This window comes from Methylacidimicrobium sp. B4 (assembly GCF_017310545.1).
In the GTDB taxonomy this organism is placed as follows: domain Bacteria; phylum Verrucomicrobiota; class Verrucomicrobiia; order Methylacidiphilales; family Methylacidiphilaceae; genus Methylacidimicrobium.
The window spans coordinates 793,482-807,454 of sequence record NZ_CP066203.1 but is presented as its reverse complement, the minus strand read 5'-3'; the positions used below and the strand labels follow the sequence as shown (position 1 = coordinate 807,454).

Sequence of the window (13,973 nt, the reverse complement as noted above, 5' to 3'; positions counted from 1 at the left end):
ATACGGGCGTATTATGATCGATGCAAACGTCCATTTTTTTGGTCTCTGTGGAATGTCCGGCGGCGACTCCACCCAGCAACAGACACCCAGCCAAGGCCAAAGACGGCCGCGCCCTCCTTGCCCGCCCTGGAGGACGGGGCTTGACGCGCACCAAGGTCAGTGGCCGTGAATATTGACGGTGTCGTGAAAGAGAACCGAATAGAAGAGATAGAGGAAAAAGAGAGAAGCCAACGCGACGACCCAATAGAAGGTCTTGTCGGTCGGCTTCCCTTCTTTTGGAGTTGGTTCTGGACTGGGTTGGGAGCTTGGGGTCTTGTTGTCCTTCTCCTCGCCCTGTCCTTCAGGAGGCTGGCTGTTCTCCATCGGAAAATAGTATAAAACCCGGACGCGTTGTCCGCAAATGCCTTTTTCGGTCGAAGCCCGATCACCAAGGGGTTATCGCACCGCCCGGACAAAGAAGATTGGCACAATCCCCCGGATGCCGGTGGAGCTTTCCGCCTGGCAGACTTCGCCAAGGGGGCCTGCCTCCACGGTGGCGAAGCCTGCCTCCCGGAAGAGGGAAGCCACCTCGGGCGGAGGGAATCCCGGCCAGCGGTCGTAGTACTCGCTCAGGAAGAAATCGAAGCCATGCCGCTCGAAATCGGTGAGGACCGCCCGGCCGCCGGGCTTGAGAATTCGAAAGAGCTCGCGGATCATCGCTTCCGGGCTCTCGACATGGTGGAGCACCATGTTGGCAAAGCAGCAGTCCACGGCGGACGCCTCGAGCGGCAGCGCATCGGTCTCGCCTGGCATGCACCGGAAGCCGGATCGACCGCCGAACTTCCTCGTCAGCTCCGCAAGCATGGCGGGGGAACGGTCGACGGCGACGACCTCCAGGCCCCGCTTGAGGAGGGCTTCGGTCAGAAAACCCGTCCCCGCCCCGATATCCGCCGCTCGTTCGCCCGCCTGGACCTTTGCCAGATCGAGCGCCTTTTCCCGAACCGCGTCTCGAAAAAACCCCTTCCGGAGCGTATCCCATTCCGCAGCGACTTCCTCGAAGTAGCGCGCCGATGATTGGATTTCCTCCATGGCAGGAATTGCAGCAACGGCGGAGCGTCCTGTCCAGAACTATCCCCGTCCAGGTTCAGAGAAATGCTGGCGATCTACGCATCCTCTCTCCCTCCGGGACGCCCGCGCCTTCCTGGATGATCTCGATCCATCGCGAGGGAAGAGCACCGAAGATTACGTAGGGGAACGCCTTAGAAAAAGGGCCGTAAATCTACTTGCCATCCCTATCCTTTGGACTACGATCACTGCTAAAAGGCCGTTTCGAGTAAATCCGTTCGGTCTTTTGGCTGCCTTCCCCGGAGGTTGGCGGTCGCGTCTCGGAGGGTGCATCCGGGGCGCAGAGAAGCAGAGTGGTAGAAAGGGAGAAATCAAACGTATGGCACAGACACAAACGACGGCAACGGCTGTCGCGCGTCCGCCGCTCACCGCCTTTTCCTGGAAGAGTGCGGTCGTTGCGATTGGCGCGTTGATCGTCTTTGACGTCCTGATCAACGTGTACGAGAGGCTCTACGCCTTTTCGAAGGGCCTCGACTACACGTCGGCGGATTACAATACCTACTGGCTGGGTATGCTCTTCGCGGAGCTCGTCCTGGAAGCGGTCACGGCGGGTGCGCTGTGGGGCTGGCTCTGGATGACGCGGGATCGGGCGCTCGAGCGCCTCTCTCCGGCGGAAGAGCTCAAGCGGTATTGGGCCTTGGGACTTTTTGTCCTGACCTATACCTATGCGGCATATGCCGGCGCGAGCTACTTCACGGAGCAGGACGGCACTTGGCACCAGACGGTGATTCGGGATAACGACTTCACCCCGAGCCATGTGATCGAGTTCTATCAGAGCTATCCCATCTACATCATCTTCGGTGTGGGCTCGCTGGTCTACGCGATGACCCGGTTGCCCCAGTTCGCCAAGGCATTTTCGTTGCCCTACGCGGTACTGGTGGGCGCTCCGTTGATGATCTTCCCGAACGTCGGACTCAACGAGTTCGGCCACACCCGGTGGTTCATGGAGGAGCTCTTCGTGGCTCCGCTCCACTGGGGCTTCGTGACGTTCGGCTGGGGTGCGCTGGCGATCCTCGGAACCTGGTTGCAGGTCTGCCCGCGGGTCTTGGCGCTGATCAACCACATCTACTACGGCAAGCCGATTCAGAGCCCGGCCGAGGTGATGAAGGATCCGCAGAGCTCGGTGAATCCCGCTGCGTGCGCTGCCTGCGCGATGTAGGCCCGCATCAGGGACCGAGAGAATCGGAAAGAAGAAAACACGAAAAGCAAGGAGAGGGGCGGGGTGCCACCCCGCCCCCACTCTTGCAGAGGGGGAAAGTAACCAATGCAATATTCGCAAGTAGACGCGGAGGCGAAGGCGGTCGCACGCAAGTTCGACCTGGTCGTCATCATGTCGACCTTCCTGGTCCTCATCGCGGGCTTCCATGTCCACCAGATGCTGGTGGCGGGAGACTGGTCGTTCTGGATCGACTGGAAAGATCGGAACTGGTGGCCGATTGTGGCTCCGGTCCTGGAGATCACCTTCCCGGCGGCGGTGCAGGCGGTTCTCTGGACGAAGTTCCGGATGCCGATCGGGGCGACGTTCTGCTGCCTGGGGCTGCTCTTTGGGGAGTGGATGAACCGGTACATCAACTTCTGGGGATGGACCCACTATCCGCTCAACTTCGTCTTTCCGGAGACCTTCATTCCGGCGGCGGTCGTGCTCGACATCGTGTTGATGCTGACCGGCAACTGGATTGTGACCGCTCTGGTGGGGGGCGAGCTCTGGGGCTGGCTCTTCTATCCGACCAACTGGGTGATGGTTGCGCCATTCCACGTGCCGGTCGAGTATCAGGGCTCATTGATGAGCATCGCGGATGTGATCAACTACATGTATGTCCGCACCTCGACGCCGGAGTATCTCCGGATCGTGGAGACGGGAACGATGCGAAGCTTCGCGGGAGGGGTGACCGGTGTGGCCGCCTTCTTCTCGGCCTTCTGCTCGGTCTGCATGTACGTGCCCTGGTGGCTCATGGGTGCTCATTTCTTCGGCAGCACGAAGTTCTTCAAGAACTACGAGTCGGCTACTGCCGAGGTGAAGAACGCCTGAGGGGAGGAAGGAAGACGATGAGAAAGAGAGTAATGCGGATGATGGGGCGGGCGGGCGCCTTGGCCCTGCTGGGGATGATCCTGGCAGGACCGACGAATCGCCTCTGGGCTCTGGGCGAGAAGTCGCAGGAGGCCTTCCTCCGGATGCGGACGGTGATCTTCTATGACACCCAGTTTTCCGGACGGAAGTTCAAGGTTGGGGACGAGATGACGGTGACGGGGAAGTTTCAGCTTCTGCCGATCTGGCCGAAGGAGATCGCCTTCACGGGCATTTCCTGGCTCAACTTCTTCGTTCCCGGGCCTCAGTTCCTGCGGGTGGGCAGCTGGATCAACGGTCGGTTCATGTCCTGCTCGCAGTTGCTGGAGCTTGGCGGCACCTATGAGTACAAGACGATCACCCGGGCGCGGTATCCGGGTCACTGGCCGGTTGGGGTGATGCTGAGCATGAAGGATGCGGGTCCGCTCATCGGGCCGTCCATCTACGTCGACGTGGATGGCAGCCACGAGGGCTTCACCAACCCGATCAAGACGCTCTTGGGCAACACGGTCAACCTGGAGGACTATGGAGAGAGCCGGATGCTCATGTGGACCCTGGTGACCACCCTGATTGGGATCGCCTGGCTCGGGTTCTGGCTGGGAAGGCCCTTTACCACGCGGTTGGGCGTGGTCGCGGCTGGGCGGGCGAAGGAGCTGATCAGCGGTGCGGATAAGACCGTCGCAGTCTTCTTCGCGCTGGGCACGATCGGCTTGGTCGCGGTGGCGAACGTGATGACGGCATCGCAGTTCCCGCATACGATCCCGATTCAGGAGACGATCATCCGGAACCAGCCGCTTCCTCCTGAGCCCTCCCGCGTGGAGGCGAAGGTGCTGGATGCGACCTACGATGTGCCGAGTCGTACGCTCGCCTTCCGGCTCGAGGTGCACAATACTGGGGATCGCCCGTTGGTGCTCAAGGAGTTCACCACCGCCAACGTTCGCTTCCTCAACGAGCAGGTTCCGGGGAATGCCTGGAATCCGGACTTCCCCGAGGTCTACGGGGGTGCGATGAAGATCACTCCCTCCGAGCCGGTTGCGCCCGGAGAGACCAAGGTGCTCGAAGTGGTGATGGCGAGTGCGGAGTGGGAGAACCAGCGGCTGACGATGTACCACGAGACGACCAATCGGTTCGGCGGCCTGCTCTTCTTCAGCGACCCGACCGGGGCGCGGAGCATCATCGCCGTCGCCGATCAGCTCGTGATTCCGAAGTTCGGCGTGACGCAGATGTAAGTTCCTCCGGTTCATTCAAAAGAACCAAAACGAGCGCGCCCTTCGCCTCCCTTTCCGGGGGACGAAGGGCGCGTGCTTTTTCCGAAACGTACCATCAGGGAAAAACGTAATCGAGGATCGGGCAAGTGCCTTAATGATGCTAATGGAAACTCCTTAATACGAGCGCGCCAAGCGAGAGCACGCACGAAGAAGAATGATATTCGTAGTATATTGGTAGGCACTACGTTATACGTTTCATACGCAAATTTTCTTGCCAACCCATGGTCTTGCGTTACGGTTGCTTGCGAAACACCGTTTGGCGAAAGGTCACGCGGTTTTTGATCGCCCTCCCCGGAGGTTGGCGGTCGCGCCTTGGAAGGTGTATCCGGGGCGCAGAGAAGCAGAGTGGTAGAAAGGGAGAAATCAAACGTATGGCACAGACACAAACGACGGCAACGGCTGTCGCGCGTCCGCCGCTCACCGCCTTTTCCTGGAAGAGTGCGGTCGTTGCGATTGGCGCGTTGATCGTCTTTGACGTCCTGATCAACGTGTACGAGAGGCTCTACGCCCTGGCAAAAGGGCTCGACTACACGTCGGCGGATTATACGACTTACTGGATGAGCATGCTCTTTGCGGAGCTGGTCATGGAAGCGGTCACGGCGGGTGCGCTCTGGGGCTGGCTCTGGATGACGCGGGATCGGGCGCTCGAGCGCCTCTCTCCGGCGGAAGAGCTCAAGCGGTATTGGGCCTTGGGACTTTTTGTCCTGACCTATACCTATGCGGCATATGCGGGTGCCAGCTACTTCACGGAGCAGGACGGCACCTGGCACCAGACCGTGATTCGGGATACCGACTTCACCCCGAGCCATGTGATCGAGTTCTATCAGAGCTATCCCATCTACATCATCTTCGGTGTGGGCTCGCTGGTCTACGCGATGACCCGGTTGCCCCAGTTCGCCAAGGCATTTTCGTTGCCCTACGCGGTACTGGTGGGCGCTCCGTTGATGATCTTCCCGAACGTCGGACTCAACGAGTTCGGCCACACCCGGTGGTTCATGGAGGAGCTCTTCGTGGCTCCGCTCCACTGGGGCTTCGTGACGTTCGGCTGGGGTGCGCTGGCGATCCTCGGAACCTGGTTGCAGGTCTGCCCGCGGGTCTTGGCGCTGATCAACCACATCTACTATGGCAAGCCGATTCAGAGCCCGGCCGAGGTGATGAGGGATCCGCAAAGCTCGTGCGATCCCGCTGCTTGCGTTGCCTGCGTGCTCTAGGCGCGCATAAGCGGACCGATCAGGGACCGAGAGAATCGGAAAAAGAAGAAAACACGAAAGCAAGAGGAGGGGCGGGGTGCCACCCCGCCCCCACTCTTGCAGAGGGGGAAAGTAACCAATGCAATATTCGCAAGTAGACGCGGAGGCGAAGGCGGTCGCACGCAAGTTCGACCTGGTCGTCATCATGTCGACCTTCCTGGTCCTCATCGCGGGCTTCCATGTCCACCAGATGCTGGTGGCGGGAGACTGGTCGTTCTGGATCGACTGGAAAGATCGGAACTGGTGGCCGATTGTGGCTCCGGTCCTGGAGATCACCTTCCCGGCGGCGGTGCAGGCGGTTCTCTGGACGAAGTTCCGGATGCCGATCGGGGCGACGTTCTGCTGCCTGGGGCTGCTCTTTGGGGAGTGGATGAACCGGTACATCAACTTCTGGGGATGGACCCACTATCCGCTCAACTTCGTCTTTCCGGAGACCTTCATTCCGGCGGCGGTCGTGCTCGACATCGTGTTGATGCTGACCGGCAACTGGATTGTGACCGCTCTGGTGGGGGGCGAGCTCTGGGGCTGGCTCTTCTATCCGACCAACTGGGTGATGGTTGCGCCATTCCACGTGCCGGTCGAGTATCAGGGCTCATTGATGAGCATCGCGGATGTGATCAACTACATGTATGTCCGCACCTCGACGCCGGAGTATCTCCGGATCGTGGAGACGGGAACGATGCGAAGCTTCGCGGGAGGGGTGACCGGTGTGGCCGCCTTCTTCTCGGCCTTCTGCTCGGTCTGCATGTACGTGCCCTGGTGGCTCATGGGTGCTCATTTCTTCGGCAGCACGAAGTTCTTCAAGAACTACGAGTCGGCTACTGCCGAGGTGAAGAACGCCTGAGGGGAGGAAGGAAGACGATGAGAAAGAGAGTAATGCGGATGATGGGGCGGGCGGGCGCCTTGGCCCTGCTGGGGATGATCCTGGCAGGACCGACGAATCGCCTCTGGGCTCTGGGCGAGAAGTCGCAGGAGGCCTTCCTCCGGATGCGGACGGTGATCTTCTATGACACCCAGTTTTCCGGACGGAAGTTCAAGGTTGGGGACGAGATGACGGTGACGGGGAAGTTTCAGCTTCTGCCGATCTGGCCGAAGGAGATCGCCTTCACGGGCATTTCCTGGCTCAACTTCTTCGTTCCCGGGCCTCAGTTCCTGCGGGTGGGCAGCTGGATCAACGGTCGGTTCATGTCCTGCTCGCAGTTGCTGGAGCTTGGCGGCACCTATGAGTACAAGACGATCACCCGGGCGCGGTATCCGGGTCACTGGCCGGTTGGGGTGATGCTGAGCATGAAGGATGCGGGTCCGCTCATCGGGCCGTCCATCTACGTCGACGTGGATGGCAGCCACGAGGGCTTCACCAACCCGATCAAGACGCTCTTGGGCAACACGGTCAACCTGGAGGACTATGGAGAGAGCCGGATGCTCATGTGGACCCTGGTGACCACCCTGATTGGGATCGCCTGGCTCGGGTTCTGGCTGGGAAGGCCCTTTACCACGCGGTTGGGCGTGGTCGCGGCTGGGCGGGCGAAGGAGCTGATCAGCGGTGCGGATAAGACCGTCGCGGTCATCTTCGCGCTGGGCACGATCGGCTTGATCGTGGTGGCGAACGTGATGACGGCATCGCAGTTCCCGCATACGATCCCGATTCAGGAGACGATCATCCGGAACGAGCCGCTTCCTCCTGAGCCCTCCCGCGTGGAGGCGAAGGTGCTGGATGCGACCTACGATGTGCCGAGTCGTACGCTCGCCTTCCGGCTCGAGGTGCACAATACTGGGGATCGCCCGTTGGTGCTCAAGGAGTTCACCACCGCCAACGTTCGCTTCCTCAACGAGCAGGTTCCGGGGAATGCCTGGAATCCGGACTTCCCCGAGGTCTACGGGGGTGCGATGAAGATCACTCCCTCCGAGCCGGTTGCGCCCGGAGAGACCAAGGTGCTCGAAGTGGTGATGGCGAGTGCGGAGTGGGAGAACCAGCGGCTGACGATGTACCACGAGACGACCAATCGGTTCGGCGGCCTGCTCTTCTTCAGCGACCCGACCGGGGCGCGGAGCATCATCGCCGTCGCCGATCAGCTCGTGATTCCGAAGTTCGGCGTGACGCAGATGTAGGACGGCTCGACCGCAGCGAAAGAGTTGCGTCAGGCGCGCCCTGCGCCTCCCCCCGAAGGGGAGGGTGGGGCGCGCCTCTTTTTGATCCGCCTCGGAATGCGCACTCCGATCGGCGGGAGCGCACAAAGAACAAAGAGCGCTGCCGTGGCGGGCACCCGGAAAGAGCGCAAAGGGTGCACGTCGTGATTGCTATGTTGCGTGCAAATGCATTAGGAACGTTCCCGGAATGGAGTCTGGGATCGGCCCGATCGGGCAATCTAGTCTAGGGCTGAGGCGGGCACCGGAAAGAAATAAAGGAGGATGTGTGATGGAATGGGAGCGTAGGATGGGAAAGAGAAGCGGAGAGAGGAATCCTCCGTCGGGCCGAACGAGTGGGAGACGGGCGCCTCGCCTGCCGGTGGCGGGAATGCTTGCGCTGCTGCTTGCTCCTTGCGCCACCTTTGGGGCGCAGGTACTTTCCATCGAGGGGACCGGCTTGGCGACGTCAAACTATGCGGTCCAGCTCAGCGAGGGGGATACCCTGGATGCGGGCCGGGTCATCCGGACGAACAGCTTTGCCACCTGCACGCTCGGTTGGGCGGGCAGCCCGGACAAGGTTGTCGTCGAGCCGTCGAGCAACGCCGAGCTGGTAGGAGAAAATCCGATGCGCTTCCGGCTCGTTGCGGGCAAGATGCGCTTTACCGGCAAGGATGTGGAGGTGGCTACCCCTCAGTCGACGACGACGAGCAAGCAGGCGGGAAGCTACTCGATCGCGCTCAAGGAGGGGAAGGAGGTCGTGGAGGTCGTTACGGGAGAGGCGGCGGTGACGGTCGGGGCGAAGAAGGAGCAATATGGGCTCCATGGTGGAGAGGAGCTTACGGTCGGAGCGGATGGCTCCGCGAAGAAAGGGCCGATTGCGGCCCGAAATGAGGCGAAGTAGGTTCGCCGGGCCCGGTTTGCCGCGCAGGCCGCGGGAGCACCGATGAGCGAAAGGCTGTGGCGTCTGCTCCTCAGTGGGGCCGGCGGCCTCCTGCTCTTTCTCTTGGCCGCCTACGGACTACGGGCGGCCTATAGTTGGAAGCGCGATCCGGCACGGCTTCGCGGCGATCTCGCAGTGGTCCTTGGGCTTTGCTTTCTGCTGGCCGTGCTCGCCTTCCTTGCGCGAAGCCACCGCCCATAATTGCCTGCGGCGGGAGCGAGGCGCTCCGGACTTCGCCGGTGGAGCTGCTGAACTACCACTGGGCGGGCGAAAAAAATCCCAATCCGCCCGTCAACTCGTAGGCAAATCGAATGACGGTGAGGGTGATCACGACGAAAAGAAAGATCAAGAGGTTGCGAAAATTCGTATCGCTTCCGTCTCCTCCCGGGGGCGGCCATTTGGGATTGGCAACCATAAGGACTAACCTAGCAAAGTTTCCGGGCTTGGAAATGCAAGAATGATGCAGACGGAGAAGAAAGTTGGCCTTGCGGACGGTTTCCGCATGAGAGCGGAGCCGTCTCGGGAAAAGTCTCCTGCCACAAAGGCGGTTTTCCGGAAATGCGATCTCGTTCTCCCGGACCTTTCGGAAGGTCGATTCGGCCCATTCCCTTCGTTGCAGTTCAAGAGCACAAATTTCTTGCGCGCCTCGCGTCCGTTGGGCAAAGTTGGGAGCATCGGAGCGGGCTGCGGCACCGCCCACCAGAAGTGGGAGGAAAAGCGGGTGGCCCGCTGCAGGGAGAGGAGGAGAGATATATGGGTGCAATCTGGCTCGTCCTTTGTTGGATGCTGATTTTCGTCGCGGCTTTTGCGATCAAGGGCTAACCACCTTCGCACAAGTCGGAACGATTTTGCAGGCGGTCTGCCCGGATCGACCGAGAAATGGGACGGAAACGGGCAGCCGGCCTGCAGGCAGGGTAGTGAGCAAGGCAAGCGACTACCGAGAGCGAGGGTAGCCAAATCCAGGACGCTCGCTCACGGTCCGACGTACCTCTCAGCGGGGGGGTTCTAGTCCGTCGGCTCAGTTCGGTTCACGAACGGAGCTTCAGCAGCCCAGCGGCTTTTCTCTTCGGATCCGTTTGCGGGGCCTGCCGCTTTTCCTGCGGTAACGGAAAGCGGCCAAGCTAAAAAGTTTCCGTCACATCGCCGCAGAGAAGCATGGCCGAGCCGTAATAGGGATTCTTGATCTCCTTGTCGGCTTGAATCCAGCTCGCCTGCGCCATCGGGCAGGTGCAGACGAAGTAGCGGCCCGTCTGGACCTTGTGCTCCCGGAAGAGGGTGATCAGCCGGTCGCTGACGTCCTTGTATGCGAGACGGGCGGCATCGAGATCGCCCGCTTTGGCGAGTCGATCGAGATCTTGGGGCAGCTCCTTCGGGAAGAAGCCGCTTCCTGCGCGCTCGACGAGGCCTTTCATCGCAGTCGCCTGGGAGGGAATTCCTTTGAGCGAGTCTTCCGCGAGCGCCTTTCCCATCGCGAGGTAGGGGGGCATCACCGCGTCGAGGTCGGGAGGAAGGGGCGCGGCAACGGCCGCCGATGCCCAAGCGGCTATGATCCAGACAATCGCCAGGACTCGCTGACTTCCTCTCATAGGCTCCTCTTCCTCTGCGCTCTCCATCCTCGTCAGATCGCGATTCGTAGCCCTAGCGGGCGATAGCGATAGCGCTCTCCTCTTCCCGAGACTACCCAAGAGAGCATAACGGCAGGAATCGCACGAAGCAATAGGATGGCTACGTGCTAAGGTGTGACAGCGAAGGAAAACATCATCCCGCTATGGAGATGCTCCAGGATATGGCAGTGGGCCATCCAGGTTCCGGGATTGCTCATCTCGACCAGGATATCCATCGTGTCGCCCGCGCCGACGAGCACCGTGTCCTTCCAAGCCTTGTTCGGGTTATCCTCTCCGTTGGTGTTGAGGACCAGAAAACGCTGTCCATGGATGTGAAAGGGATGCTGCATCGGGTGGAGGGAATGGATGTCGTTGATGATCCGGATCTTGGCGAAGCTTCCCTGCTTGAAGGTCCAGTCGATGTTGCCCCCCATGTCGCCCATGCCTTTTTCCATCTTCTGTCCCAGGACCTTGCCGGTATCGAGATCGACGATCTGCCAGTGTACCTCGCGCGAGGTCGATGCCTTGTTCTGATTGTACATGTGGTCTTCCCATTCGACCTTGGCTCCGGTCTTGGCCAGGATCGTCAGGAGCCCGGGAAAGGCGGCACCCGGCTTTGGAGCGCCAGAAGGGGCGCTCCCCGGCTCCTCGAGCCCCTTGGCGGCCTGCTTTGAGACCGAGACGAGAAAGCGGATCGTCTTGTCCGGAGGCGTGTCGCGAAAGCGGGTAGCCAGCGCCTCCGTCTCGTCGATGGTCGCCTTGTTCTCCCGCAGAGTTGCGAACTCCTTGGCGTAGGACTGGCTCTCCTCTTCCGAGCCGACGCGGAAGGTCACGAGCTCGTAGGTCCGCGCGCCGACCAGCGGGTCGACGGCGTGGTGGATGAGCTTGTACTCCCCCTCCTTCGGGAAGTAGCACTCGACGATCTGCCGCTCCGAGGGAGAGACGACCACGGCGTCGACCCACTGCTCGCGCTCGTAGCGTCCCCCATCCGTACCGACGAGCTTCATCTGGACACCGGGCGTCTGGATCCGGAAGGGGCGGGCCGAGGCGCTGTCAACCAGGTAGAGGCGAAGGACCTCTCCCTTCTTGACGTCGATCACGGCATGCGTTTTCCCGTTGACGAGCGGGATGTTCCCGTACCTTCCCATGAACGCGAAGTTGATATAGTCGGCATGATATTCGGGGACCACGCCGTCCTTGATCAGGATGTCGGAGAGGACCAGCGGAACTTCTCGGTTGGCCGGACCCCAATAATCCTTCTCGGTGGGCTCGACCATGTAGACCCCGAAGAGGCCGAGCTCCTGCTCGAAATCATCCCGGAAATGGGGGTGGTACCAGTAGACTCCGGGGTCTGGGAAGCGGAAATGGTAGACGTAGCTGGCTCCCGGAGCGATCGCCGGCTGGGTCACATCCGGAACGCCATCCTGCGCGTTGTCCTGGCGCACCCCGTGGGAGTGGATCGTGGTCGCGATCCCGGTCTGGTTGGCGAAAGAGACGGTGATATGAGCCCCCTGCGGAATCCAGAAGAAGGGACCAGGAACCGAGCCGTTGTAGGCGAGCTGCTTGACCTTCGCTCCCGCGATCGTCTCCTGCACCTTGACGGCCGAAAGCGAGAAGCTCTCCCCATCCTTCAGGTGGACCACCTCAGAAGGCTTCGTGCCCGGATAGGCGTCGGGATCGACCGAGAAGTCGTAATGCCCGGATGGGCCGGCGCCACGTTTCTGGAGAAGCAGCAGGCTCCCGGCGGCGGCGACGACCGCTGCGGCGAGCAGGAGCAGCCAAGCCGACCTCTTCGTTCTTCCTACGGGTTGCAGCATCTCTTTCCCCTTGTTCACTGGTGGAAGGATTCTATCCTTTTGATTCACAATAGCCGAAGATGCCCGATCGCGCCAGGGGAGCCTCAGGAGGCGCTCGCCTCGATGCCGGGAGGTCCGGCGAGCCTCGTCCGGCGCGCCATCCGGCGATAGACGAGGATACCAGCTCCTGCCACCACGAGCAGCCCCGCAGCCCCAAGCCCCATCCAGACAACGCCCATTCCAATCGTGATCGGGAAGCGGAAGACCAGCGGCTTGCCATCGGGTCCGGCCTTGTCGACCAGCGTGAGCTCCACCATGTATCGCCCTCGGTTCGGCAAATCAAGGTCCAAGGAGGCGACTCCGCTCGAGTAGATCTGGGCGGGGAAGTGGGCGGCCACCTGGCCGTCGGAAGAGAGCACCTTGCACTCGATCGGGATCTTCCGAAGCTGCGGGGTCACCAGATCGAGCACGAGGCTCATCTTCCCGGTTGTCGGGACGTTCCGGCAATAGGTCTTGAAGTTCCCCATGCCGCCCATGCCGGCCATGCCGCCGTGGCCGTAGACATAGACATCCATGTGAATCGCGTACCCCCCCTGCTGCATCATGCCGCATTCGAGCCCGCCGCTTCCTCCGCCGTGCGCCCAGGCCAAGCGCGGTTGAGCGCCCCAGGCAAGGGCGAGGGAAATCCCCAGGATCCGTCCCAAGGTGAGCCATTTCTTCCGCATCGAGTTCTCCTTTTGCTGATCCCTGCTCCGCGTGAGAGGCGAACGGGACAATATTTGAGCCTAATGCACCAATTACTAGCACTTTCGCCGTCGCGGCAAGAAGAAAGTCTCCCGGCTTTTCATGGCGTCTGGCCTAGGAGATTCCCCGATGCGCGAACCATCTCCCTTCCGCCTGGGAAGCCACGCGCTTCCTGGCTTTCGCCGCCGCGGGCGAGAGTGGGAAGACCGCTGCGTCGAGGGCCGCTCTCCCTTTTTGCCCCTTCTGCGCAAAGGAATCCGGGCGCCGCGAGAGATGGCGGTTTCTGGACGGGGGTCTTCCCTGCATGATCCTAGGGCCTCCCGGCTTCTGCCGGGGATTTTCGTTTTTTCCTTTTGCCCCGTTCTTCGCTCCCGAGTAGGCTTGACGAGAGAACGTGAGCAACGGATCCACAGCGCCGGAAAGCCTCCCAGGCAGTGCGGGCGGGAGACGAGGTCGGGAAATTTCCGGCTGGCTGCTTCGGCTCGCGTTCTGCCTCCTGGCTGCCTCTCTCCTTCTTCCGACTTCCTCCTTTGCCCACCGCCACCGTCCGAAGGGACCGATCGATTGCGGGATCGTCAGCGAAGCTGGCTACACCGCCCATCTCGACATCTGCAAGTACGAGCCGATGAAGATGTACGAGAGCTATTGCGAGAACGTTCCCAAGACCGGCGAGGTGACCCTGGTGCTCGATCTCATCAGCCACCCGCTCTGGAAGATGCCGATCGTCCTGACGCTGGTCCGGGAGGCGAGCCGGGAGGTGGTGGCGGAGGCGCCGGCGCATGTCTATCGAGAAGGAATCGCTTCCTTTCGGGTCTATTTCTCAAACCCGGGACGCTATATCCTGGAGGTCAAGCCCCAAGGGGTTGTGAATGGTGCGAGCCAGCCAGTCGTGCTCCGGTTTCCCATCGCCGTCGGCATGCCTTCTCCAAAGAGCTTCGCCTCGCTCGGCATCGGGGAGGTCGTGGCGGTGATCATCCTCGGATTTCTCGGCTATCGCTTCTGGCGCAAGCGACTCCTGGAGAGAGCAAGGAGGCCGCGGCCTTGATCCGGGCCGGTGGATCGGGGAGCCCGACCG

General features: G+C 61.2%; 14 protein-coding genes. 9 read left to right on the top strand and 5 right to left on the bottom strand.

Annotated features, from left to right (window positions below; genetic code table 11):
* Positions 1 to 156 precede the first annotated feature (156 nt).
* Together MacB4_RS03925 and MacB4_RS03920 are read right to left on the bottom strand one after the other, a co-directional pair.
* Positions 157 to 363, bottom strand: a complete 207-nt coding sequence (locus MacB4_RS03925; protein WP_206864540.1) for a hypothetical protein — start codon at positions 361 to 363, stop codon at positions 157 to 159.
* Between the two features lie 72 nt (positions 364 to 435).
* Positions 436 to 1,068: a class I SAM-dependent methyltransferase gene (locus tag MacB4_RS03920; protein ID WP_206864539.1), complete on the bottom strand. Its 633-nt coding sequence runs from the start codon at positions 1,066 to 1,068 to the stop codon at positions 436 to 438.
* 355 nt (positions 1,069 to 1,423) lie between these two features.
* Here MacB4_RS03920 and MacB4_RS03915 point away from each other — a divergent pair, with 355 nt between their 5' ends.
* The 8 genes from MacB4_RS03915 (at position 1,424) to MacB4_RS03880 (ending at position 8,955) form a co-directional block, all read left to right on the top strand.
* Positions 1,424 to 2,263: a methane monooxygenase/ammonia monooxygenase subunit C gene (locus MacB4_RS03915; protein WP_206864538.1), complete on the top strand. Its 840-nt coding sequence runs from the start codon at positions 1,424 to 1,426 to the stop codon at positions 2,261 to 2,263.
* Positions 2,264 to 2,368: 105 nt separating this feature from the next.
* Complete coding sequence (gene amoA / locus MacB4_RS03910) at positions 2,369 to 3,133, top strand: bacterial ammonia monooxygenase, subunit AmoA (protein ID WP_206864535.1); 765 nt, start codon at positions 2,369 to 2,371, stop codon at positions 3,131 to 3,133.
* Positions 3,134 to 3,150: 17 nt separating this feature from the next.
* Entirely contained in the window at positions 3,151 to 4,398 is a 1,248-nt protein-coding gene (amoB, locus tag MacB4_RS03905; RefSeq protein WP_206864537.1) for a bacterial ammonia monooxygenase, subunit AmoB, read from the top strand.
* A 410-nt stretch (positions 4,399 to 4,808) separates the two neighbouring features.
* A complete protein-coding gene (locus tag MacB4_RS03900) occupies positions 4,809 to 5,648 on the top strand; it encodes a methane monooxygenase/ammonia monooxygenase subunit C (RefSeq protein ID WP_206864536.1) in 840 nt (279 codons plus the stop codon).
* Between the two features lie 118 nt (positions 5,649 to 5,766).
* Entirely contained in the window at positions 5,767 to 6,531 is a 765-nt protein-coding gene (gene amoA, locus MacB4_RS03895; RefSeq protein ID WP_206864535.1) for a bacterial ammonia monooxygenase, subunit AmoA, read from the top strand.
* A 17-nt stretch (positions 6,532 to 6,548) separates the two neighbouring features.
* Positions 6,549 to 7,796 carry a bacterial ammonia monooxygenase, subunit AmoB gene (amoB, locus tag MacB4_RS03890; protein ID WP_206864534.1) on the top strand — a complete coding sequence of 416 codons (1,248 nt, stop codon included), beginning with the start codon at positions 6,549 to 6,551 and terminating at the stop codon, positions 7,794 to 7,796.
* A 325-nt stretch (positions 7,797 to 8,121) separates the two neighbouring features.
* Positions 8,122 to 8,715: a hypothetical protein gene (locus MacB4_RS03885; RefSeq protein ID WP_206864533.1), complete on the top strand. Its 594-nt coding sequence runs from the start codon at positions 8,122 to 8,124 to the stop codon at positions 8,713 to 8,715.
* A gap of 42 nt (positions 8,716 to 8,757) precedes the next feature.
* Positions 8,758 to 8,955, top strand: coding sequence for a hypothetical protein (locus tag MacB4_RS03880; RefSeq protein WP_206864532.1), 198 nt, complete (start codon positions 8,758 to 8,760; stop codon positions 8,953 to 8,955).
* 920 nt (positions 8,956 to 9,875) lie between these two features.
* Here MacB4_RS03880 and MacB4_RS03875 read toward each other — a convergent pair.
* The 3 genes from MacB4_RS03875 to MacB4_RS03865 form a co-directional block, all read right to left on the bottom strand.
* Positions 9,876 to 10,340 carry a DUF3347 domain-containing protein gene (locus MacB4_RS03875; protein WP_242529318.1) on the bottom strand — a complete coding sequence of 155 codons (465 nt, stop codon included), beginning with the start codon at positions 10,338 to 10,340 and terminating at the stop codon, positions 9,876 to 9,878.
* 146 nt (positions 10,341 to 10,486) lie between these two features.
* Positions 10,487 to 12,175 (bottom strand): multicopper oxidase family protein, encoded by a 1,689-nt coding sequence (locus MacB4_RS03870; protein WP_206864530.1) that lies wholly within the window; start codon positions 12,173 to 12,175, stop codon positions 10,487 to 10,489.
* Positions 12,176 to 12,258: 83 nt separating this feature from the next.
* Positions 12,259 to 12,879, bottom strand: a complete 621-nt coding sequence (locus MacB4_RS03865; protein WP_206864529.1) for a hypothetical protein — start codon at positions 12,877 to 12,879, stop codon at positions 12,259 to 12,261.
* A 413-nt stretch (positions 12,880 to 13,292) separates the two neighbouring features.
* On the opposite strand from MacB4_RS03865, the gene MacB4_RS03860 reads away from it, so the two are divergent.
* Entirely contained in the window at positions 13,293 to 13,943 is a 651-nt protein-coding gene (locus tag MacB4_RS03860; RefSeq protein WP_206864528.1) for a hypothetical protein, read from the top strand.
* The last annotated feature ends 30 nt before the right edge of the window (positions 13,944 to 13,973 follow it).